Source organism: Bradyrhizobium sp. RT6a (assembly GCF_040547675.1).
GTDB lineage: Bacteria > Pseudomonadota > Alphaproteobacteria > Rhizobiales > Xanthobacteraceae > Bradyrhizobium.
On sequence record NZ_JBEPQC010000004.1, the window covers coordinates 97,861 to 119,093 of the forward strand.

Genomic DNA, 21,233 nt, shown 5'->3' on the forward strand with positions numbered 1-21,233 from the left:
GGCCTGAGACTGCGTGGCGTCACGGGCAGGAGCTACCCCACCATCCGGTCCCGCCCGCTCCAGAATTCCCCGCGCAGCACTTTCTTGTCGACCTTGCCGACGCCGGTCATCGGCAAGTGCCTGACGAACTTGATCTGCTTGGGCGCGTGAGCCGAGCCCTTTCGCGTCCTCACCATGCTGATCAGCTCATCGGCATCGGGCGTAGCGCCCTCACGCGGCACGACGACGGCCGTAACGGCCTCACCCCATTTCTCGTCGGGGATGCCGACGACCGCTACCATGGCCACATCGGCGTGCTGTGACAGCACGTCCTCGATTTCCCGCGGAAAGATGTTGAAGCCGCCGGAGACGATCATGTCCTTCTTGCGGTCAAGGATGAACATGTAACCGCGTTCATCCTTGCGCGCGATGTCGCCGGTATGGACCCATCCGTTCTTGAGCGTCTCGGCGGTGGTGTCGGGCCGCTTCCAGTACTCCGCCATCGCGTGCGGGGCGCGCACGCAGATCTCGCCGGCTTCGCCCGTCTTCACCTCCTGATCGTTGTCGTCGAGGATCCGGACCTCGCAGGCCGCGATCGGGAAGCCGCAGGACAGGAACAGTTCGGGCGCCTTGGGATCGTGATCCGCCTTGCGCAGCACCGAGATTGGATAGCATTCGGTCTGGCCGTAAAGCTGTGAGAACACCGGCCCGATTCGTTCGATGCCCTCCATCAGCCGGCTCGGCGACATCGCGGAGGCGCCGTAGAGCACCAGCTCGAGCGAGGAGAGGTCGGTCCTGCTCAATGCGGGATGATCGAGCAGCACATAGATCATGGTCGGCACGAACAGCGTGAAGTTGATGGGCTCGCGCGCGATCGTCGCCAGTACCGCCTCGGGATCAAAACCCTTCAGCATGTGCACGGTGCCGCCCCGCATCAGGGTCGGCAGCACCTTCGTGCCGGCGACATGGCTGATCGGTGCTACCGCGAGGTAGTGCGCGCCATCGGGGATCTCGAAGTCGGCGAGGATCGCGGCCGCGGCCCCGGCATTTTCGCGGTGGTAGCGCAACGCACCCTTGGATTTGCCGGTCGTGCCACCGGTGTAATTCAGCGTGGAGAGATCGCCGGGGCCGGCGAGGCAATGCGCGCTGGCATGGCCTTCGATCTCGATCGTCTGCAAGAGATCGACGCCATAGTCGGCCGGTCCCACGGTGAAGACCGCCTTGAGCCAGCCCGCCTGCGCGGCGAGCTCGCCGCCGCGATCGCGGAAGGCGGCCGCATCGACCACCAGCACCTCGGCCTCGGAATCCTCGAGCTGGAACAGCTGGTCTCCCTGCGACCCCAAAGGATGCAGCCAGGTGACGCAGAGCCGCGACAATTGCGCGGCGACGCCGGCGCACCAGGTGTCGGCGCGGTTCGCGGTGAGGAAGGCGACCCGCGCGCCGGGCTGCAATGCAAGCCGCATGAACACCCGCTGGATGCGCCCGATCAGGTCGATGGCGCCCTGATAGCTCAGCGATCCACCGGGCCACGCGAACGCGGTTCGGTCCGGATAGCGCGACAGCGCCCGCAGCGCCTGCGCGCAAGTCGGGGACGATGCGTGGAGCGGATCGGACATATGTTTCCTCGCTGCTTTGTCATCGGCTTCTGGCGTGCCAATGTTTGCCGCGACGCTAGCATAGGGAATGCGGGATGGAACGACAAAGCCCGCGCGAGGGGAGGCATGCGTGACGTCAGATCGGCTGCAACGTTTCCACGGTCGTCTCGCCCTGCCGCTGATTGCCGCGCCGATGTTTCTGGTATCGGGCGTCGAGCTCATGGTCGCGGCCTGCCGCAACGGCGTGATCGGCAGCTTCCCCAGCGTGAATTGCCGTAGCACCGAACAACTCGATGAATGGCTCACTGACATCGAAGCGCGGCTGCGGCGGCATGAAGATCAAACCGGCCGAAAGGCCGCGCCGCTTTGTCCAAACCTGATCGTGCACCGCTCCAATGCACGGCTGGAGCAGGATCTCGCCGTGTTGCTGCAACACAGGCCGGAGATCGTCATCACTTCGGTCGGCTCGCCCACGCCGGTGCTCAAGCCACTGCACGATGCCGGCGCATTGGTGTTTGCGGATGTTGCCTCGATCCGCCACGCCGAACGCGCGGCGGAAGCAGGTGCCGATGGACTCGTGCTGCTCACTGCGGGCGCTGGCGGGCAGACCGGCTGGCTCAACCCGTTCGCGTTCGTCCGAGCGGTGCGCGCGTTCTACGATGGCATCATCGTGCTCGCGGGTGGCATCAGCGACGGCCACGCATTGCGCGCGGCCGAAGTGCTCGGCTGCGATCTCGGCTACATGGGCACGAAGTTCATCGCGACCCACGAGAGCATGGCGGACGAGCGTCACAAGCGAATGCTGGTCGACGGTAGCGCGGACGACATTCTGCTGACCACCGCGTTCACGGGACTTCAAACCAGCATGCTGAAGCCGTCGATCGTCGCCGCGGGGCTCGATCCCGACGACCTGCCGGCGCGCGGGTCCATCGACATCGCCAAGGACATCGACGTTACCGCACGGGAGAACCGGCCAAAGCGCTGGCGCGATATCTGGAGCGGTGGGCACTCGACATCCGGGGTGACCGATGTGCTCGCCATTGACGATCTCGTCGCACGGACCGTCGCCGAGTATCGAGGGGCGGGTGGCCGCGTCTCCCCGTGAAAATGCGGAGGCCGACAGGGCCCGTCGTCCCATCACAGTTAATCGAGCGCTCCTCCGAAGCCCCCACTTAACGGCAGATTAACCAACGCCCGGCAAGAATCCCTCTCACGGCGCCAATCAGGACCGAGAGGGACAGGCGATGGACTTCGACTTTCTCAACGCCAAGACGGCGGCTTCGCTGGACGAAATTCGCATTCGCGTAGCCCACGCTCTGGCCCGCCATCCGCTGTGCCGCAATGTGCGCTTCGACATCGTCAGCGTCCCCCGCACCCGCCGGGGCGGCAATTGGACAGTGGCGCTGCAGTCGGTCGAGCCGCGTGGAGTCTGGGAGGCCTCGGAGATCGTGGCCGACATCCAAGACGCTTACGATCTGGCGCTAGCTGCCTGATTTTGTTGAACTTTCTAGGCGATGTCGCCGTAGTCCGCGCGATTGCCGCCGCGATGGCACGGTTAAGCCTTAATTTTCGCCCAGTTTCCGGGCAGTGATCACGTGGACTTGAAGCCGGTTGCGGAGAGACGTTTGTCGAAAGCCATCACCATCGTCGTGCTGACCTGCTTCCTCGTCCTCGGCGCCGCCACCACTGCCATTCTCGGCCGCGACAGCGTGCCCAGCGTCAGCGCCGAAATGATCACGCAGGCGCCGGCACCCAAGCCGCTTGCAACCAATCGGGCGGCCAAGGCCGACCGTCTGGTTCCGACGCTGGCGCTAGCCTCGGCCGCGTTCGACCCGGTCCAGGTTCCTGCCGACAAGCTCTCGCAAATGCCCGTGCTGACCGAGCCGCTGCGCCAGGCGTTTGCCGCCGCCACGCCATCCGATTTCCCGATGCCCAAGGCGAGCGTGAACGAGGCTCCGGCCGCTGCAGAGATTCCTGCCGTCGAAGTCCCGGCCAAGCCGAAGGTCGTCGCCAAGCCGCAGCCGCAGAAATCCTATTCGCTGCTGTCCGACGTGCAGATTGCGGGCATCAGGGACCGTCTGAAGTTGTCGTCGTCGCAGGAATATTACTGGCCGTCGGTCGAGACCGCGCTGCGCAACGTTGTCCGCAAGATCTCGGCAAACAAGCTGTCCAATCCGAACGTGCAGGGCGTGCCGATCGATCCCAATTGCGACGAGGTCCAGCAGCTGAAGTCGGCCGCGATGCCGCTGCTGTTCCAGCTGCGTGACGACCAGAAAGAGGAAGTGCGCAAGCTCGCCCGCATCATCGGGCTGGAGAAGGTCGCACAGCAGATCTGACGCGCAAGTTCCTCCCGGAACTGCGCCTGTATCGGGAACATCCGGCAATCGATAAGCGTTGCCCGCTCCAAAGAGGGAGTGGACCAATGCGCGCCTCGACAGCCTATTTCGTCGGTGCAGGCACCATCGTCGCAGCCATCGCCATTGGTCTCGGCGGCGGCATTGTCGCCGGCAATATCATGAATCCGGTATCGCCCAAGCAGGGGCCTGATACCAGCAAGATCGCGCAGCGCGCCGACGCCAAGCCCGCTACGACGAACGCGCCATCCGAGAGCCTGCAATATCTCACCGGCTCGCAAGCCTTCGGGGCCATGGTCGCCTCGCCAGCGCAGGCCGAAGCCAAATCCGAATCCAAGCCTGAAGCAAAATCCGAAGCTGCGAAGCCCGACACGCAGACCACTCAGGCCAACGCTGAACAGCCAGCGCAACAGCCTTCGCAGGCGGCCGCGGTGGAGCCGCCGAAACCGGCACCGGCATCGCCTCCGCAAGTCGCAAAGCCTGCCGAGCGACAGGCATCGACAGAGCCGTCATCCTCATCCGACAACGCCTATGCCAAGGCCAGGGATTCTGACGTCAAGCGCGCCACGTCTGAACGGCGCCGGACGGAGCGCCGTGAGCGTTGGGCCGAGCGCCGTCATTACGATTTCCGCGAGCCGCGTGGGATGCGCGACCGCACCGATTGGGACGACGTCGCGCGCAACATCCGCGAGGATTCCGATGCGCGCGATGTCGCCAGCCGGCCGCGCAGCGGCTTCCCGCAGATCAGGCTGTTCGGCGACGACGATTAGCATCCATCCTCGCCATCGCGCACGCGCCCGACCTATGACCGGCGCATCGACGTCTATTGTCTGACGGCATTGGCGCCGGCGAGATTTGTGCCGCGGACAACGACCACTCACCCGCCGTGCGACTCCACGACCTTGCGGCAGCCATCCGAAAGCTTCGACTTGTTCTCGCGCAGGCAGGCATTCATCTGCGGCGGCTTGCCGATGTGTTCGGCGCAGAATTTGCTCGCGTCGCTACGGCAGGTCATCTGCTCCTGTGGCGTCGGACCGGATTGTGCAGCGGCGGTCTGAGCGGTAGCGGCGAGCAGCAGCACGGCAAGAACCGAAATCTTCATAAAGCACCTCCTTGGGAATGTCGTTGGTCCCGCCTGGGATCAAGCGGGCCGGACCATCTCGCGAGGGCCGGGCGCAGGTCCATGCCATGTTCATGGCATCGGCCAGTCCGCCCCGCCGCCGTACCCCCATTTTCATGGCATGTATCAGCGCGCCGTCTTTTGTCATTCAGGCTGCACGTCGGCTGCGAGACCCGGTGATTGCATCGGGACGCCGAACGGGAAGCAGGAGAGCAAGATGTCGAAAAGAGCGGGAGCGCTGAGCGCCGGGCTGACGATTTTGGCGCTGGCAGGTGCGGCGATGGTTTCGCTGGGCACGAGCCCGGCGCAGGCGGTGGTCTATTGCAAGACAGTTGGCATACCCAAGGGCTGCGTGGTGCGGCCGACAGCGGCAGTGGTGGTTGCGCCGGCCGCCGCGGTCGCGGTCGCGACACCCGGGGTCGGTGCGCCCGGTGTCGGCGTGCGCGCAGGCACGCCGATGAATCGCGGTGGTCCGGTCAATCGCGTCGGCGTGCGCTGAGAAAGACGAAAGAGTTCGGGCGAAGGAGCATTGCGGACGAACCCCCCGTCCTCCGCAAGCAAATCATCCGGCCCGTCCCTCTCTCCGCGCGTCCCACACGTTCGGAGAGGGGGCTTTTCAGCCGACGGCGGCATCGCTGTCGGGGAAAATCTGCGGCAATTGTAACCGCACACGCGTGCCTGACGAATCTGAACTCAGATCTAGCGTCGCCCCGCAGCGCGCGGCACGGCTCCTCATGTTGCGAAGGCCTCGCGCGGTCTGGCTCGCGTCGGCGGCCCCGCCGCTGCCGACCGGCGCAGAACGATTCGCAAAGCCCCTGCCGTCATCCGCGATCCTGATCACACCGTACGGTCCCTGACCTTCGTCGACCGTCTCGATGGTGACCGCGATGCGGCGGGCGTCTGCGTGCTTGACTGCATTGGTCACGGCCTCGTCGAGGATGCGCACGATCTGGATGACATGCCATGGCCTGAGCTCGGGATGCAGCGGCAGCCCCTGCGGCGTCGCCACGTGCCAGTCGAGCGCGATGTCGTGCGGTCGCAATTGCGCGGTCGTGCGCTCGCGCCAGGAGCCGAGCGCGAGCATCAGGTCGCCGCCGATGTCGTCCATGGAATCGATGACGAGGCGGAGGTCCTTCAGCGCCGCGCGGGCCGCGTCGGTGATCGTCGCGCCCTCGTGGCCGCGCTCGGACAGTGCCACGATACTGATGAGCTGGCCGCCGAGGCCGTCATGCAGATCGCGCATCAGCCGCGTGCGCTCATTGGCGAGCGCGGCGGCCCGTGCACGCTCCTCCTCGCGGGCAAAGCTCGCCTTCAGCCGCTCCTCGGCCTCGCGAACGCGCGTCACGAGCTGGCCGGCAAAGCTGTCGACCTGGTTCAGCGCGCGCGCGAACCGCCAGGTCAGGCCGGCGCCGATCGCGACCAGCATCGCCGAATAGGACAGGCGCGAGAGGAAGATGCGCTCGTCGGTTACGATCTCGAACACCGACAGCATGTCGTGGACCCAGCAGATCAGCACGATAGTCACCGCGCAGCCGAGCGTGAAGCTTGCCGCGTCCTGCCGCCGCACCACCGCGGCAGCTGTGACACAGGCCATCAGGATCAGGCAGAGCCCGACGGTGGGAATCCCGAGCACGAGAAACAGAATGCGCGGCAGCGGCGGGCCGGCGATCAGCCCGACACCGAACACGATGAGCCCCGGCGTGAACAGCAACATGCCGTAGCGCGGCCAGCGCCAGCCGAAGAACAGCACGCCGAAGACGACGACCAGGGCGCTCTCGATCGGTGCGGACGCGAGCAACACTGCGGCGAGCCGGGAGGTGCTGACGGGGGGCACCGGTGGCGGCGCGAAGGCCTGCACCACGCCGAGTACCATCGCCACGGCCAGCACGCCGTAAACCGGCTCGCGGCGGCGCATCAGCCACATGATCGCCAGGATGACGGCGAGAATCGACTGCCAGGCGGAGAACACCACGGGCAACGTGACGAACATCAGCGTGCGTGTCTCGTAGGCGGGCCGCAAGGCCGTATCCGGCCCGACATAAACGGTGTCGAGAAATCCCTTGAGCGGTCCCCAGACCAACAGCCGCACCGTGATCTCGTTCGCGCCCTCGCGCAGCAGCGAGGACGGGATCGACCCGATCTGCGGGGTGTTGCGGTCGGGCCGGTTGGCATTGGCATCGCGTCGGGAATCCAGGACGACGACGCCGTTGATTGCGACTTCCACCGCGTTGCTGAAGCGCGGCAAGAATACCGACCATCCGGTCGTCCCATCGCTGCGGCGGAACGTGAAGGCGCCGGTGTAGAGCGGCGGGTCGGCCAGGGAATAGCGTGACGACGTGAAATGCGGCAGCGTCACGGGACGCGCCACGCCGTCCTCGCGCAGCGAGAATTCGCTCAATGCAAAGTCGTCGGGGTCGCTGGGCTGGAGCAGCCGCAGCCCGAGGATGGTCGCGACCAATATCAGCGCCTGGAGCAGCAGATAGGGCACGAGCCGCGAGACCAGCAGCCGGCGGCGCGCGGGTTTGACCGGTGCCTTCGCCGCGATCTCGCTCACAGCTTGATCAGGCCCTGCTGGACCGCTTCGAACACCGCTTCGCTGCGGGTGTGCACCTCGAGCTTGCGATAGATGTTCTTGATGTGACCGGGCACGGTCTGCCGGGACAGGCCGAGATGGCTCGCGATCTCGGCGTAGCTGAAACCCTTCGCGATCCCCCAGAGGATGTCGATCTCGCGTGGGGTGAGCCTGGCGGTGTTGAGCGCGGGACCGGGCGGAGGCTCGGCCGCATTCTGCGCGGTACCTTGTGTTCTGCGCACGATGAAGCGAGCGATCGAGGCCGAGATCGGCGAATGACCGGCGACCAGATCGCGCACGGTGGTGGCGATATCCGTGGGGAACGCATCCTTCAGGAGATAGCCGGTGGCGCCGACCGTGATCGCGGAGATCACGCTCTCTTCGTCGCCGAGGGCCGAGATCACCATGATCTCGGTGTCGGGAAAGCGTTGCCTTGTCTCGCGGATCAGCTCGACACCGTGGCCGTCGGGCAACCGCAGATCGGTGAGCAGCACGCGCGGCGCACGCTCGCCGAGCCCGGAGCGCGCCTCTGCGAGCGTGCCGGCGCTGCGGACCTCGTAGCCGGCCTTGACCAGCGCGTCGTGGAGCCGCCAGCAGGTCGGCGCGTCGTCCTCGACGAGGAGGATGGTGATGGCTTCACCCGTCTCGCCCTGTTCGGTCATGATCATCGTCCTGCACCGCGTGTCCCCCGCGGCGCAGGGCCAAGTTTAGCCGCGGTGCGGGCGCCGCGACACCCATAATCATGGGGGCGCGATGACTGTCGTCTTGTACCAGCCGCAAGCGTATGGCGACATTGCGCGCTGCTACTTGCTCGCCAGCGGCGATGCCGTCTTCGCCGAGGGCAGCGGAGGTGCGGGCAGGCGCTGCACCGTGATCTTCGCCGTGCCGGTGTTGTTGTGGTAGTACAGATCCGGCGGCCCCTGGATGATCTGGAGCCAGGACGGGACCATCCATTCCGGCATGAGCTGCGGCAAGATTTGCACCGCATCGTTTACGTAGAAGAACAGCTCGCCGGAGTCGGGCGCGACGAACTCGGCGACGACGCGGTCGGTCAGCCCTTCCTTTTTCCAGACCTGCCCTGCATCATCGAGCATGGCCGGCGGGATTGGCTCGAAATTTCCAAGCGTTTTCAGCCCGGCCTTGAACTGGTCGATGTCGTCGAGGCTGACTGGGTATTGATCCTGTCCTTCGACATCGTCCTCGGCAGGAACGGTCGGCTTCGTCCGGCGCGGCAATGCGTCAGCCGGGATCACGTTGACCGCCTGCAACGGTAGGTCATTCATTCCTTTCGTTCCGATGCGGACCACTGGTTGGAACCAGTTTGCTGCGTACAGACGCAGCTCGGGCAAAGCGACATAATGGCGTAGCCCGTGGGTCTGGAAGCCGTTCGCTCCACTCATGGTGGTGCGGTCGAACCAAGGGTCTTTGACCTCGACAAAGACGCGGTATTTGCGACCCTTCTCGACGGCGAGCCCGCTCCACCAGCAGAAGGCCTTGGTGTCGAACAGCGCAATTGCGTCGGTCGGCTCGTCGCGGACCGGCGTGCCGATGCGAGGTACAGCAGGATCCTGGCTCGTCGTGCAGACCTTTCCAAGCGCAACGCGCCCGGTGAAGAGGCTGTTCGACAGCAGAAGCGCCGCCGAGCCGAAGACCGCAACCAGAAAGACTGCGGGCACCACGCCCTTGGCTATGAACAGCCGCGCCGGACCGGCATTCATCCGCATCCAGTGCCCGAACTTCAGGAGAGGGCCTGGCTCGTCGAAGTGACTGCGGCTTGCCTTGCGGCGCGGCGTATTCCAGGCAAGACGCGCTCGCTCCTGGATCGTGTCGCGCAGCTCAGAGTTCTTGTTCCAGGCCCACCAAGTCAGTGCCACCACGAGCGAGGTCAGGAAAGGATAGTAAATCGCGACGTTGAGCCAGGGCGCTGCATAGGACGGCAGTACCTCCCTGGCGAGATTGGCGAGCGGGGCCACCACGGCGCCAAACACCCAGTCGATGTTGGCGATGATGGAGATCCCCTGGTGACCCACCGGATGTTTGGACCATTGCACCAGCGGATGCGCGATCAAGGGCCAGACGGCGATCACGCCAGCCATGAACAGCAGCGAGAAATAGGCGACGCGCCGCCACCATACGGTGTCGCGCGCGAGCGAGGCCATCTCGGCGTCCGGCATGCTCATCGCGGTGAAGGCATCGGCCTCCTTCTGCCGTCGTGGTCCCCTGGCCTTGGACAGATAGGCCGTCTTCATCGCCTCGCGAGTCCTCTCGTCGGCGAGGTCGAGCTTGTCGCGGTTCGGCATCAGCACCCGGGCATCGGCCGGAAGCATGATCGGCGCATAGTCGTCGCAGCCGTGCAGCATGCGTTCGACGACGGCGAGATGCACGACCGGCGGGCCGCCGTTCTCGGCGCCTTCGAGTATCGGCCGCGGGCCGTAGCGATACAGTACCGCGGCTCCGCTGCGTGAATCGTGCATCGGCCCGATCGCGGACTGGTACTCGCGGAAATGCTCGATCGTGCCGTTCTGGAAGCGGAGCCGGCCGTCGAGCTGATCAGCCATCCAGACCAGGGGCACAAAGGACAGCGTGGATTCCGGATAGCCGCCGCCGATGTCGGAATGGACGCCGGTGAACCACACCTCCTCGACCGTCTGGCCGGGCGCCAAATGGCTCTGGTCGATCCGCAACGGATGGAAGGTGGTACGCTCGTCGTCCAGCGCCAGCGCATGCGAGATGTGCTTCACCTTGCGCGAGGGCCGATGATTGCGGAACGAGATGGGCCAGATCGCCCAGTCGATCGCGACGCGCAGCTCCTCGATCGGGACGCCGAAGGCCTCGACCGTGTCGAATAGCCCGAGAAATTCGATGTCGATCTCCTTGCGGCCGTTCATCGCCGCGCGGACATCGGCGTACGTGCGATGCCGGAAGATCGCATGATAGAGATAGAGCAGAGCATCGCGGATGAAGCGCGCGATCCAGATCGTCGGCAGGCTCTTCTTCAACGGAACGGTGTCGCGGCGGTATTCCCGCCACGCGGCCATGGCGTTGCGCTCCATCTCCGCGTGAGACACCGGCGCACCGTCGATCTCCGCCGGCACCAGGCCCTGGCTCGCGATCAGCGACGCCAGCGTGCGCGCGGTGAAGGCGCCGCGGCTGAAGCCGAAGATGTAGATCTCGTCGCCCTCGCGCCAGTTCCAGCACAGGAAACGGTAGAGCTTGCGGACGTTGCCGGGCACGCCGATGCCCGTGGCACCGTCGAGCGCGGCGAGCGGCGCCCAGCCGGCGGTGCCGACGCCCTTGATGTAGTAGGCAATCTGGTCCGGCTGGGTGTGGTCGAGCGCCTCGTAGAGTCGCCAGACGCTGGATTCCTGGACGGTAAACGCATTGCCGGTGCCGTCGGCGAACAGCACCAGCTTGCGTTTTGCCGGGATGGCGGTGGTCGTCGCGTCGGAATGCATCTCGATATGCGCGCGTTCTGGTCCGGCAGAATCAGCGTTCGGCGCGCCATCATGGTGCGGCATGAGCCCCTCCGACAATGCGACGGGGACGCGCTTCAGGCCCGAGCCGGGCAGCACTCCCCAGCGTCAATCAATGGTTGCAATGGTTGCGTCGTGAAAATGAAGATGCATTTTGCACACAATCCCGCTGAGGTAGCAAGCAGGAAGCGCAGCCGCGGGACGATATGGGTGAAGCAGGCCAGTGATACGGCATTGCTCGCCCTGGATTGATGGGCTGGCGAGATCCGCGCGTTCGTCCAGGATGGCCCCTCTACGAAGCCTCTCCCCGCGGCGGCGGATATCGTCGGGCCAGCGCCGACAACGGCAAGTGTCGCTCGCCCTCCGGCAGCTCCCGATAGGCGAGCACGAGCGGCCGTTTCCAGTCACCGACGCCGAAATCCATCGCCATCCATTTCTGCGGTTCGGGGCCCTCGAGACCGCGCACCCAGACGAAATAGCGGGGGAGATCGTCGGCTTCCGTTTCCGTCGCGCGTCTCCTGGCCATCGAAGCTGCTCGCTGCATCAATACATGTTGCCCCACGATATAGGGACTGGCACGGCGAAGTCGAACCGGCGAGAGAGGGCATGCCGGAAAGCACGCGGCCCTCTCCTGGCGAAGTGTCCCAGGGATGCGGATGCGAGCCGTACGGCCGCCCGCTCTCGTCACTGCCAGAGTTCGCAGGTCGCAACCCGGTTGATGTCCGCGAGCCGCCGGCTGGTGTCGCCCTCGAGATCGAGGCTGGCGACCAGCGTCAGCAGGCGATGATAGGCCCCATCAGCGACCGCGACGGGCAGTGGAGCCTCATCGAACGTCTCGACATAGCTGCCGACGAGACCGCTCAACAGACGGCACAGGCCGCGCTGTTCGGGGTCATCGCGGCCGAGCGTCTCGAGCTTTTGCTGAAAGATACGGAAGGTCCGCAGGCCGTGGTGCTGTTGCGAAAGCCACGTGTGCAGGTCGTTCATATGAGCTCCTTCGAATTGCGGAAGAAGCTACCGGTTTATACAGGTGGGATGTGACGATTGCTAGGGAGGGGAAAGTCGAGACAGTCCGTCTTCGCCAAGAGGCTTCGCCGGACACGCTTCACCCTTTTGGGCTTGGCGCGGGCTGCGCCACGCGAAGCCCGAAAGGGCGAAGCGTGGTGCCCCTGGCCGGAATCGAACCAGCACTCCTTGCGGAACTCGATTTTGAGTCGAGCGCGTCTACCAGTTCCGCCACAGGGGCCCTCGGTCGGCCCTAACGCGGGCGTCGCGAAGCCGGCGGACTATAGCCATGGACAAAGCGGGGTCAACCCGCGCCAAAGTGATCCCGGCCGTTCTCGACAGCCGCGTGAGCCGGGGTTACAGCCTTGGAAAGGGACCATCGAAAAGGGGCTGCCGTGACGACCCAGAGTGCCGCAATACCTGCATTCAAATCGGCGGCCACCAGCCCGGCTCTGACTGCCTCGCTCGCTGTGACCCTGGTTGCGGCTGCCACGATCGCGGGCGCCTGGTTCTTCCAGCTGGTGCTCGGGATCGTGCCCTGTCCGCTCTGCCTGGAGCAGCGCTACGCCTATTACCTCGCGATCCCGCTCGGCTTGCTCATCGCACTCGCGGCGCGGGGCGGTGCGCCGAGGCCGCTGCTGCTCGCGGGCCTTGCGATCCTTGTGCTGGCGAGCCTCGCCAACGCCGGGCTCGGCACCTATCATTCCGGCGTCGAATGGGGCTTTTGGAAGGGGCCAACGGACTGCTCCGGTCCCGTCGTCAATCTCGGCAGCGCCACCGACCTGCTGTCGCGGCTCGACACCGTGAAAGTGGTCCGCTGCGACGAGGTGCAGTGGCGCTTTCTCGGCCTCTCGCTTGCCGGCTACAACGTGCTGATCTCGCTGCTGATGGCTGGGATCGCCGCGTCGGGATTCGTTGCGACGGCGAAGCGCTGAGGCTCAATCATCCACATCGTCCTGCGTCCGGCCGAACAGGTGCACGATGCCCGGCGTCGCGATCGTCACGAAGACGAAACGCGAGAGGTGATGGGCGCCGACGAAGATCGGGTCGATGTGCAGCGTCAGGGCCAGCGCCAGCATGGCATCCATCGCGCCCGGTGCGTAGGCGACCACGACGTCGGAGAATTTCACCTGCGTGGTGAGCGCCACGATGCCGACGAAGATCGCGGAGACGGCGATGGCGACGGCAAACGAGCCCAGCGCCGCGTTGATGTGGCCGGCGAGCGTCTTGATCCGCATCCGCGCGAAGCGGCTGCCGATCAGGGCGCCGATGCCGACCAGTGCTACGCCGCGTACCCAGTCCGGCAGGCCGCCCTCGACCCAGCCTGCGCCATGCAGCACGCTTGAGCCGATCATCGCGCCGAACATCCAGCTCGCCGGAAACTTGATCAGCCGCAGGACGAGCGCCGCGGCTAGCGAGGCCGCGACCAGCTCGACGAGGTCGAGCGGCGAGGCAATCGTCGTCGCCAGCGACGGCGCGACGGAGGGGGCGACGCCGGAGAACGCCAGCACCATCGGCAGCGCCGCGGTGAGGATGATGACGCGCATGGTCTGCACCACCGCGATCCCCGGCAAATCGGCGCCGCGCTCGACCGCCAAAATCGTGATCTGCGACAGCGCGCCGGGGCTGCCGGCAAGGAAGGCCGAGGTGCGGTCCCAGCCGTGGAAGCACTGGAGATAATAGCTGGAGCCGAAGGTCGAGCAAAAGGTCGCGAGCGCGAGCAGCCCGATGGTGAGCGGATAGGCACTGACCTGTTGAAGCAGGTGGCGCGAGACGACCGAGCCTAATGAAATGCCGAGCAGCACCAGCACGGTCTGGGTCAGGATCGGCGGCAGCGTCAGCTGGCGACCGGCGATCGCGGCGATCCCGACCGCGATCATCGAGCCCGAGATCAATCCCCCCGGAAGGCTCGCGAGCAGAAACACGAGGCCACCGGCGGTGCCAATGACGAGCGTTTCCACCGTGCTCAAGATCTTGGCACGGCTCGGCCATTCGAACGGCGGGGAGGCGGTGATTTGCTTCACACCGCCTTATCGCAAATCAGCGAGAGGCGCACAATTGCGGCCACGTCATGCCGCAATGCGCGCGCCTCTCGCCGAAGCCGGCGAGGACCGTGACGGGTTTACTTCTTGTCGGCGGGGGCGGCGGTCGCGCCAGCCTTGGCTTCCTTCATGCATTCGCGGCGGAATTTCTTGCGCTCCTTGCCCTTCAATCCTTTGGTATCTGCCTGCTTGGAGCATTCGAGCGATCCGGCCGAGCGCTCCTTCGGCGCCTTCTTGTCGGTGGTCGCGGCGGCATCGGTTTTGGCTGCCGGCGCGGCGGTCTGCGCGAAGGCAGTGCCGGTGGCGAGCAGGGAGGCGAGAGCGACGACGGCGAGGCGAGATGAGAAGGTCATGGTGCTGCACTCTTCTTGCGGGAATTGCGAAGGGCGCGAAAGTCGGCTGGCGTTGCTGAACGCGACATGAATAATTTGAACGTAGAGGATCACTATATTTTGGCGGCAGGAGCCATCGCTTCCTTGTCGCGAGCAGGCGGCACGCTAGGATAGCAATGCTCGGTTCACTTCCCCCGGGGGAAGATCAAGGAGGAGACCCAGGATGACCGTTCAATCAAAGTTGCTGTGTGCAGTTGCGCTGTCGGGATTTGCCGCGCTGGTGGCGAGTGCGCCGGCGCAGGCGCTGACCTCGCAGGAGTGCAGCGCGAAATACCAAGCCGCCAAGAAGGACGGCTCGCTCGGCACCACGAAGTGGAATGACTTCCGCAAGGCCCAGTGCGGCGCGGACGCGACGCCAGCGGCTGCGCCGACCGCGGCCGCTCCCGCTGCGCCCGCCGAGCCGAAGCAGGCGAAGAAGGAGGCCGCCCCGGCTGCTGCGCCGACCCTGCCGGCCGGCCCCGCGATCTATCCGAACGCGGTCGATCCGAAATACGCCAAGGAGACCCCCGGCAAGGGGCGCCTGCACACCTGCGTCGACCAGTACAATGCCAACAAGACCACCAACGGCAATGGCGGCATGAAGTGGATCGAGAAGGGCGGCGGCTATTACAGCGAATGCAACAAGAAGCTGAAGGGCGCCGCCTGAAGCTTCAAGACGACGCAGAGGCCGGAGCCAAGCTCCGGCCTCTTGCTTTAATCCAGTAGCTTCTCGGCCGACTTCGCCACGAGCTGCGATCGCTTGCGCGGGCCGCGCTCGACGAACAGCAAGCTCTGGCCGAAGATGAAGCAGTAGAACAGGAAGGCCTGCGCTTCAGCTGCCTCGGTCTCGAGGCCGGTCGCGCGATAGAGTTCGGCGACGTGCTTCAGCCGCGCCGCGTCCACGTTCGCCACCGCTGCCGCGGCGCCCTCGTCCGAGCGGGCCCATTGCCGGATCGCAAGCTCGATTGCCATCCCGTCCGGATTGAGCCGCTCCGAATAGAGCTGGATCACTGCCCGCAGCCGTTCACGGGGCTCTTGGCCATCAAGACTCGTCTGCTGCGCGATCGCCGTTGAGCGCCCCTCGCGCCAGCGTTCCAGCATGGCACCGAGCAGGGCGGCACGGTCGGCGAAGCGGCGGTAGAAGCCGCCCTTGGTGACGCCCAGATTCTTGGCGAGCACCTCCACCCGCACCCCCTCGACCCCCGATCGGGCGAGCTCGGTGAGCCCTGCGTCGACCCAGACATCGCCTTTGCCGTCACTCATGCAGGCAGCCTCGCCGATTCTTGATACGGTGCCGTATTGCTAACGCGGGAGGGGGTTGATACGCTACCGTATCAATAATCAAAGGCAGAAAAGGCCAGGGAGAATTGCGATGGAGCAGGAGGCGACCTATCGCGGCACGGTCTATCCGTGGCAGTGCGATCACGTCGGCCATATGAACATCATGTGGTATGTCGGCAAATTCGACGAGGCCAACTGGATTCTGTTCGCCCGCCTCGGGCTGACGCCGAGCTATCTGCGCGGCTCCGGCCGCGGCATGGCCGCCGTGCAGCAGAACATCACCTACAAGCGCGAGCTGCTCGCCGGTGACATCGTCGAGATCCGCAGTCATCTGCTGGAGATCCGCGACAAATCGATCCGCTTCCGGCACGACATGACCAATGCCGAGACCGGCGAGATCGCCGCGTTCTGCGAGATCACGGGCGTGCACATGGACCGTAGCCAGCGCAAATCGGTGCCGTTCACGGATGCCATCCGCGAGGTCGCCTTGAGCCATCTCGTCGAGCCGGCGGAGGCCTGAATCATGGCCGCATTCGAGCCGAAGAACCCGGGCTATCGCGCGGCTGCCATCGCCATGTTCGACGGCCAGCCGGCGATGCACACGCTCGGCATCGTGATCGTCCGCCTTGCGCCGGGCGAAGTCGAACTGGCCATGCTGCATTCGCCGGCGCTCACACAACAGAACGGCTTTGTCCACGCCGGCATCATTACCGCAGGGCTCGACAACGCCTGTGGTGTTGCCGCCTTCACTCTGATGCCGCGCGAGGCCGATATCCTCACCGTCGAGTTCAAGACCACGCTGCTCGCGCCGGCGCGGGGCGAGCGTTTCGTCTTCAAAGCAGAGGTGGTCAAGCCCGGCCGCACGTTGACCTTTTGCGAGGCCAAGGCGTTTGCCGAGCACGAGGGCAAGGTCACGTTGATCGCCACGATGACCGGGACACTGATGGCAATGCTGCCCCGCGCTTCGGCTTCGCACGAGCCGCGCACGACCACCGCATAGCGGTGATTGACAAGACTGCGGGCGCGTCCCTTGATACTCCGGTCATGCTTGCAAGCCTTGGTCTCATTCTGCTCCGCCAGTTGATCGGCGAAGCCGTCGTGCGCAGCCTCGGGCTGCCGATGCCAGGCCCGGTGCTTGGCCTCTTGCTGCTCCTCATCCTGCTGCTCGCGCGCGACCGCTTTGCGCTTCTCGCGCGCGGGCCGCTGCGCGATGATGGCGTCGAGACGGCGAGCAGGGGTCTATTGGCGCATCTGTCGCTGCTGTTCGTACCGGCCGGGGTCGGGGTCGTGCAAAAGCTCGACCTGCTCGCATCCCACGGCATCGCTATCATCCTCGTGCTCGCGCTATCGGTGGTCGTCACGCTGCTCGCAACCGTACTCACCTTCCGCCTGGTCAGCCGCCTGTTGAGGCAACAGGACGCGCGATGAAGGACAATCCGTTCTCGCTCTGGGTCTATCTCTCGCAGTCGCCGTTGCTTTGGTTGACCGTGACGCTGCTGGTCTATGCGAGCACGGACGCGGTGTCGCTGGCAACGCGGCGCCATCCTCTCGCCAATCCCGTGCTGCATGCGATGTGGATCGTCGGCGCGTTTCTGCTGTTGACCGGCACCTCCTATACGACCTATTTCGCCGGCGCGCAGTTCGTGCATTTCCTCTTGGGGCCCGCGACGGTCGCGCTGGCCGTTCCCCTCTACGAGAACCGCAAGCGCGTCGTCGCGTCGATCGTGCCGATGCTGGTGGCGCTGGTCGCGGGATCGGTAACCGCCGTGGTGTCCGTGGTGTTGCTGGCCCAACTCGCCGGTCTGCCGCGCGACGTGGTTCTGTCGCTCGCGCCGAAATCCGTCACGGCCGGCGTTGCCATGGGCATCGCCGAATCCCTGCATGCCGATCCCTCGCTTGCTGCGGTTGCCGTCATCCTCACGGGCATCATGGGCGCGATCATCGTGACGCCGCTGATGAACCGCACCGGTATCAGCGATTTCCGCGCCCGCGGCTTTGCCGCCGGCCTTGCCGCGCACGGGATCGGGACCGCGCGCGCGTTCCAGGTCGACGAGATCGCCGGCGTCTTCTCCGGGATCGCCATGAGCCTGAACGCTTTGGTGACCTCCTTCCTGGTACCTTTGGCGGTCACGCTGCTGGTGCGATGACATCGGCACCGCGACACTCTATATGAGCTGTAACAATTCCCAGTCTCGAACCGTATCGACGGAGATGGGACCGAAATGGAACGAGATATGGCTGGATTCAGGAACAAGGGCCTTGTGCCGACGCGGCGCGCGGCGCTGACGCTGATTGGGGCGGGCGCCCTTGTCGCGGGTGGGATGACCTCGACGCGCGCGGCGACCGACGAAGACGAGGTGCTGACCGAAGCCAAGGTGCTGCGCGACCCCGATGTTCCCGTCGCCGGTAATCCCGACGGGAATATCAGCATTATCGAATGGTCCGACTACAACTGCCCCTATTGCCGCAAGCTCGAGCCCGAGTTGCGTCAGGTCATCCAGGACGACGGCAAGGTCCGGCTGGTGATGAAGGACTGGCCGATCCTCGGGCCGGTTTCGGTCACGGCGGCGCGGACCGCGCTCGCGGCGAAATTCCAGGACAAGTACCACCAGGCCCATGACGCCATGATGGGCGTCAGCTCGCGCCTGACCGAGCCACGCATCAACGAATTGCTCGCGGCCGCCGGTGTTGACATGGATCGGTTGAAGCGCGATCTCGCAGACCGCGCCAAGGACATCGACGCCGTGCTCAAGCGCAACAACGAGCAGGCCGAAGCCTTCGGTTTCAGCGGCACCCCGTCCTTCATCGTCGGCAAGTACCGCGTGCCGGGCGTGCTCAGCATGAACGAGTTCGAGCAGGTCATCGCCGACGCCCGCAAGGCCAAGATGAACTGAGCCGAGCGATATTCACCGCGCAATACGAAGGCGCCGCCGCGGACCCGCGACGGCGCCTCATTTCATTCATGATACCAAATCGTTACTTCGAGGAGATGCGGATCCAGTCCTTGTGCGCGCGATCGCGCAGCGCGTCCCAATCGGCCTTGGCGACATCCCAGTTTACGATGGTGCGATTGGTCGTCGCGACCTCGCCATTGGCGACCGACGACGTCTGCATGGAGTCATAGACATACACGCCGCAGCCGAGCAACAGCGCGCCCAAAATCATTCCAAGAAACATCCGCATCGCGAAACCTCCAATGACGGGCGATAACGTCGACCCGGATCGATTGTTCCGCGACAGTGCGGCGCAGATAAGGACGATCCGTTCACGCTTCATTCAGCCACTGCACCAACTCCGCGTTGATCTCGCGTGGGTAGGTGTGGCTGAGGTCGTCGATCTCGCGATAGGTGACATTCGCGCCGGCGGCGGCGAGGGCCGCCTGGGTCTGCCGCGCGGTCTGCACCGGAAACATCCAGTCGAGCTTGCCGTGCGCGATGAAGATCGGCAGGCGCTGAAGGCGTGTGGCGTCAGCCATCTCCGCCATCAGCGGATGGAAGGTCGCCGACACCGGCGCAAGATGCGTGAAGGGCGATGCGCCTTCGAGCCCGGTGACGTAGCAGAAGGTGCCGCCGTCGCTCATGCCTGTCAGCAGCATGCGCGAGGCGTCGATGGCCCAGCGGCTGCGCACGGTTTCGAGAATGCGCATGAGGTTCGGCGTGTCGGAATCGTCACCCATCAGTGCCCAGGTCGGGCCGGTCGCGGTGGGCGCCACCAGGATCGCACCAAGACTGCGGGCGTCGCGCAGCCAGCTCCACAGAAAACCGCGGCCGTTGCCGCTGCCGCCATGCAGCGCCATCACCAGCGGCATGGCGCGGTCGGGCGTGTAATATTCGGGTACGTAGACCGAAAAGCCGCCGCGGCTGCCGGGCTCGTTGTGATCGTGGATGATGCCGGTGTGCGCGTCCGCGCCGGCTTCGAGCCGCGACAACAGGTCGGCATTCTCGCGATTGGCGGCGTTGAGGAAGAAGCTGCTCACCGGCGGAAACTGCACTGCGAGCGGATAGAGTGCCTCCTGCGCGCGTGGCACGTGGCGCAGCGCGCGGAAGACCGCGACGAGATCGCCATTGCCACGTTCGACCTCGCGGATGCCGGCGAAGGCGGCGAGCGTCTCGTCGCAGGCACGGTCGAGTCGCTCGCGCAGTCCGGTGAATTGCTCCGGCCAATCTCCGATTGCCGCGCGCGCCGTTTGCAACGCCTCGTCGGGAGAGCCGATCGCGTTCATCACGGAGCCGAACGCCGGTGGGTGCAGTTTTCGCTGAAAGAAGGCGAGCGCTTCCAGCGCATTGAGCAGCGGCGGCAGCACGGCCACGATGTCGTCAACGACGGCCTCGCTCATCGTCGCGTCCTTGCGTCAGTTCTGATTGTCAGTGCAGCTTTGGCGCCTTCAAGAGCTTGTAGCGATCGGTCGAGGTCACCGTGACGTCGAAGGTGACGCCTTCATGGTGTACCGTCAGCGGCACGTCGACGCCGGCGGCGCCGAGGCCCCACAGCTTGTTGTAGAAGCCGGTCTGGCTCGTCACCTTCTCGCCATCGACCGCGAGGATGACGTCGCCGGTCTTGAGCTCGGCGCGGGCGGCCGGACCATTGGCAGAGATCCCGATCACCACCACGCGGTTGTCGATCTCTGTCGAATAGAGTCCAAGCCATGGCCGTGCCGGCTTGTTGACGCGACCGAACTTGCGCAGATCGTCCAGGATCGGCTTCAACAGGTCGATCGGCACGATCATGTTGACGTGCTCGGCCTTGCCGTCGCGCTCGCGTTCGAGCTGGAGCGAGCCGATGCCGATCAGCTCGCCGTGTTCGTTGAGGAGCGCCGTGCCGCCCCAGTTCGGGTGCGCGGGATGGGTGAAGACGGCCTCGTCCAGCAGATATTCCCAGTAGCCGGCGAATTCCTGCTTGGCCACGATCTGGCTCGCGACCGAACGCGTGCGTCCGCCGGCGCCGCCGACCACGACGCGGTCGCCGAGCCGGGTCTCGGCCGAGATGCCGAGCGGCAAGGGGTCGACGTCGAGCTGGCCGAGCGCCTGCACCAGGCCAAAGCCGGTGACGGCATCGAAGCCGAGCACATGTCCCTCCACCACGCGCCCGTCTCCGACGTGCAGCCAAACGGACTCTGCTTCGGTGATGAGGTAACCGATGGTGAGCACCAGCCCGTGATCGATCACGACGCCGTTGCCGGCGCGTTCGGTGCCCAGTGTCTCGGCACTGAAGGCGTCCGGCGGGATGATGGCATGCAGGCCGACGACGGAGGCGAGCGCACGGTCGAGATCGAAACCGTAATCGCTCGCACGCGGCTGATTGGCCGGCGGCACTCTCCATTCGGTCAGGGCGGGCATGGAGTTCTCCTGGCTGAGTGCATCGCTCGGCGCGGCTAGCGTAAAGACGCGCGAGGCACGCATAATTTAGGCCGGGGGAGGCCGTCTTGAAAGCCTCGCTCCCCA

General features: G+C 65.3%; 25 protein-coding genes and 1 tRNA gene. 12 read left to right on the forward strand and 14 right to left on the reverse strand.

Annotated elements, in window-relative coordinates; genetic code table 11:
* Positions 1–32: 32 nt before the first annotated feature.
* Complete coding sequence (locus ABIC03_RS22195; protein ID WP_354061065.1) at positions 33–1,595, reverse strand: AMP-binding protein; 1,563 nt, start codon at positions 1,593–1,595, stop codon at positions 33–35.
* A 109-nt stretch (positions 1,596–1,704) separates the two neighbouring features.
* Between ABIC03_RS22195 and ABIC03_RS22200 the strand changes: the two genes are divergently transcribed.
* The 4 genes from ABIC03_RS22200 to ABIC03_RS22215 all read left to right on the forward strand — a co-directional run bounded on the left by ABIC03_RS22200 (position 1,705) and on the right by ABIC03_RS22215 (position 4,698).
* Complete coding sequence (locus ABIC03_RS22200; RefSeq protein ID WP_354061067.1) at positions 1,705–2,679, forward strand: NAD(P)H-dependent flavin oxidoreductase; 975 nt, start codon at positions 1,705–1,707, stop codon at positions 2,677–2,679.
* Between the two features lie 139 nt (positions 2,680–2,818).
* Positions 2,819–3,067 carry a hypothetical protein gene (locus ABIC03_RS22205; RefSeq protein ID WP_007615367.1) on the forward strand — a complete coding sequence of 83 codons (249 nt, stop codon included), beginning with the start codon at positions 2,819–2,821 and terminating at the stop codon, positions 3,065–3,067.
* A 132-nt stretch (positions 3,068–3,199) separates the two neighbouring features.
* Positions 3,200–3,910: a hypothetical protein gene (locus ABIC03_RS22210; protein WP_027514200.1), complete on the forward strand. Its 711-nt coding sequence runs from the start codon at positions 3,200–3,202 to the stop codon at positions 3,908–3,910.
* A gap of 86 nt (positions 3,911–3,996) precedes the next feature.
* The gene (locus ABIC03_RS22215) at positions 3,997–4,698 is read left to right on the forward strand and encodes a hypothetical protein (protein ID WP_354061069.1); all 702 of its coding nucleotides are present in this window, start codon (positions 3,997–3,999) and stop codon (positions 4,696–4,698) included.
* A 107-nt stretch (positions 4,699–4,805) separates the two neighbouring features.
* Here ABIC03_RS22215 and ABIC03_RS22220 read toward each other — a convergent pair whose 3' ends face one another.
* The gene (locus ABIC03_RS22220) at positions 4,806–5,030 is read right to left on the reverse strand and encodes a cysteine rich repeat-containing protein (protein ID WP_007597470.1); all 225 of its coding nucleotides are present in this window, start codon (positions 5,028–5,030) and stop codon (positions 4,806–4,808) included.
* A gap of 235 nt (positions 5,031–5,265) precedes the next feature.
* Between ABIC03_RS22220 and ABIC03_RS22225 the strand changes: the two genes are divergently transcribed.
* Positions 5,266–5,547: a hypothetical protein gene (locus ABIC03_RS22225; RefSeq protein WP_007597469.1), complete on the forward strand. Its 282-nt coding sequence runs from the start codon at positions 5,266–5,268 to the stop codon at positions 5,545–5,547.
* Positions 5,548–5,664: 117 nt separating this feature from the next.
* Here the strand turns inward: ABIC03_RS22225 and ABIC03_RS22230 are convergent, their stop codons facing one another.
* The 6 genes from ABIC03_RS22230 to ABIC03_RS22255 form a co-directional block, all read right to left on the reverse strand.
* Positions 5,665–7,602 (reverse strand): ATP-binding protein, encoded by a 1,938-nt coding sequence (locus ABIC03_RS22230; protein ID WP_275170886.1) that lies wholly within the window; start codon positions 7,600–7,602, stop codon positions 5,665–5,667.
* A complete protein-coding gene (locus ABIC03_RS22235; protein WP_354061072.1) occupies positions 7,599–8,282 on the reverse strand; it encodes a response regulator in 684 nt (227 codons plus the stop codon). The genes ABIC03_RS22230 and ABIC03_RS22235 overlap by 4 nt, the downstream gene beginning before the upstream one ends.
* A gap of 141 nt (positions 8,283–8,423) precedes the next feature.
* The gene (locus ABIC03_RS22240; protein ID WP_354061074.1) at positions 8,424–11,138 is read right to left on the reverse strand and encodes a T6SS phospholipase effector Tle1-like catalytic domain-containing protein; all 2,715 of its coding nucleotides are present in this window, start codon (positions 11,136–11,138) and stop codon (positions 8,424–8,426) included.
* A 247-nt stretch (positions 11,139–11,385) separates the two neighbouring features.
* Positions 11,386–11,619 (reverse strand): hypothetical protein, encoded by a 234-nt coding sequence (locus ABIC03_RS22245; RefSeq protein WP_354061076.1) that lies wholly within the window; start codon positions 11,617–11,619, stop codon positions 11,386–11,388.
* Between the two features lie 158 nt (positions 11,620–11,777).
* The gene (locus ABIC03_RS22250) at positions 11,778–12,080 is read right to left on the reverse strand and encodes a hypothetical protein (protein ID WP_275170890.1); all 303 of its coding nucleotides are present in this window, start codon (positions 12,078–12,080) and stop codon (positions 11,778–11,780) included.
* Positions 12,081–12,254: 174 nt separating this feature from the next.
* Positions 12,255–12,339: transfer RNA gene (locus ABIC03_RS22255), tRNA-Leu, on the reverse strand.
* Between the two features lie 154 nt (positions 12,340–12,493).
* Between ABIC03_RS22255 and ABIC03_RS22260 the strand changes: the two genes are divergently transcribed.
* On the forward strand, positions 12,494–13,033 hold the full coding sequence (locus ABIC03_RS22260) for a disulfide bond formation protein B (RefSeq protein WP_354061078.1): 540 nt from the start codon (positions 12,494–12,496) through the stop codon (positions 13,031–13,033).
* Between the two features lie 3 nt (positions 13,034–13,036).
* On the opposite strand, the gene ABIC03_RS22265 is transcribed toward ABIC03_RS22260, so the two are convergent.
* A complete protein-coding gene (locus ABIC03_RS22265; protein WP_354061080.1) occupies positions 13,037–14,122 on the reverse strand; it encodes an AbrB family transcriptional regulator in 1,086 nt (361 codons plus the stop codon).
* Between the two features lie 98 nt (positions 14,123–14,220).
* The gene (locus tag ABIC03_RS22270; protein ID WP_275170899.1) at positions 14,221–14,493 is read right to left on the reverse strand and encodes a PsiF family protein; all 273 of its coding nucleotides are present in this window, start codon (positions 14,491–14,493) and stop codon (positions 14,221–14,223) included.
* A 202-nt stretch (positions 14,494–14,695) separates the two neighbouring features.
* On the opposite strand from ABIC03_RS22270, the gene ABIC03_RS22275 reads away from it, so the two are divergent.
* On the forward strand, positions 14,696–15,178 hold the full coding sequence (locus ABIC03_RS22275; RefSeq protein ID WP_354061083.1) for a hypothetical protein: 483 nt from the start codon (positions 14,696–14,698) through the stop codon (positions 15,176–15,178).
* A gap of 47 nt (positions 15,179–15,225) precedes the next feature.
* On the opposite strand, the gene ABIC03_RS22280 is transcribed toward ABIC03_RS22275, so the two are convergent.
* On the reverse strand, positions 15,226–15,774 hold the full coding sequence (locus tag ABIC03_RS22280; protein WP_354061085.1) for a TetR/AcrR family transcriptional regulator: 549 nt from the start codon (positions 15,772–15,774) through the stop codon (positions 15,226–15,228).
* Between the two features lie 109 nt (positions 15,775–15,883).
* On the opposite strand from ABIC03_RS22280, the gene ABIC03_RS22285 reads away from it, so the two are divergent.
* From ABIC03_RS22285 to ABIC03_RS22305, 5 genes are all read left to right on the forward strand, one after another.
* Complete coding sequence (locus ABIC03_RS22285) at positions 15,884–16,312, forward strand: acyl-CoA thioesterase (RefSeq protein WP_354061087.1); 429 nt, start codon at positions 15,884–15,886, stop codon at positions 16,310–16,312.
* A 3-nt stretch (positions 16,313–16,315) separates the two neighbouring features.
* Positions 16,316–16,792 carry a PaaI family thioesterase gene (locus ABIC03_RS22290; protein WP_354061089.1) on the forward strand — a complete coding sequence of 159 codons (477 nt, stop codon included), beginning with the start codon at positions 16,316–16,318 and terminating at the stop codon, positions 16,790–16,792.
* Positions 16,793–16,836: 44 nt separating this feature from the next.
* Positions 16,837–17,220, forward strand: a complete 384-nt coding sequence (locus tag ABIC03_RS22295; protein ID WP_354061091.1) for a CidA/LrgA family protein — start codon at positions 16,837–16,839, stop codon at positions 17,218–17,220.
* Positions 17,217–17,939 carry an LrgB family protein gene (locus tag ABIC03_RS22300; RefSeq protein ID WP_354061093.1) on the forward strand — a complete coding sequence of 241 codons (723 nt, stop codon included), beginning with the start codon at positions 17,217–17,219 and terminating at the stop codon, positions 17,937–17,939. The genes ABIC03_RS22295 and ABIC03_RS22300 overlap by 4 nt, the downstream gene beginning before the upstream one ends.
* A gap of 87 nt (positions 17,940–18,026) precedes the next feature.
* Positions 18,027–18,686 (forward strand): DsbA family protein, encoded by a 660-nt coding sequence (locus ABIC03_RS22305; RefSeq protein ID WP_354061095.1) that lies wholly within the window; start codon positions 18,027–18,029, stop codon positions 18,684–18,686.
* Between the two features lie 82 nt (positions 18,687–18,768).
* Here the strand turns inward: ABIC03_RS22305 and ABIC03_RS22310 are convergent, their stop codons facing one another.
* The 3 genes from ABIC03_RS22310 to ABIC03_RS22320 all read right to left on the reverse strand — a co-directional run bounded on the left by ABIC03_RS22310 (position 18,769) and on the right by ABIC03_RS22320 (position 21,128).
* Entirely contained in the window at positions 18,769–18,975 is a 207-nt protein-coding gene (locus ABIC03_RS22310; protein WP_354061097.1) for a hypothetical protein, read from the reverse strand.
* 82 nt (positions 18,976–19,057) lie between these two features.
* Positions 19,058–20,128 (reverse strand): phospholipase, encoded by a 1,071-nt coding sequence (locus tag ABIC03_RS22315; protein WP_354061099.1) that lies wholly within the window; start codon positions 20,126–20,128, stop codon positions 19,058–19,060.
* Between the two features lie 28 nt (positions 20,129–20,156).
* Positions 20,157–21,128 carry a S1C family serine protease gene (locus ABIC03_RS22320; protein ID WP_354061101.1) on the reverse strand — a complete coding sequence of 324 codons (972 nt, stop codon included), beginning with the start codon at positions 21,126–21,128 and terminating at the stop codon, positions 20,157–20,159.
* Positions 21,129–21,233: the final 105 nt, after the last annotated feature.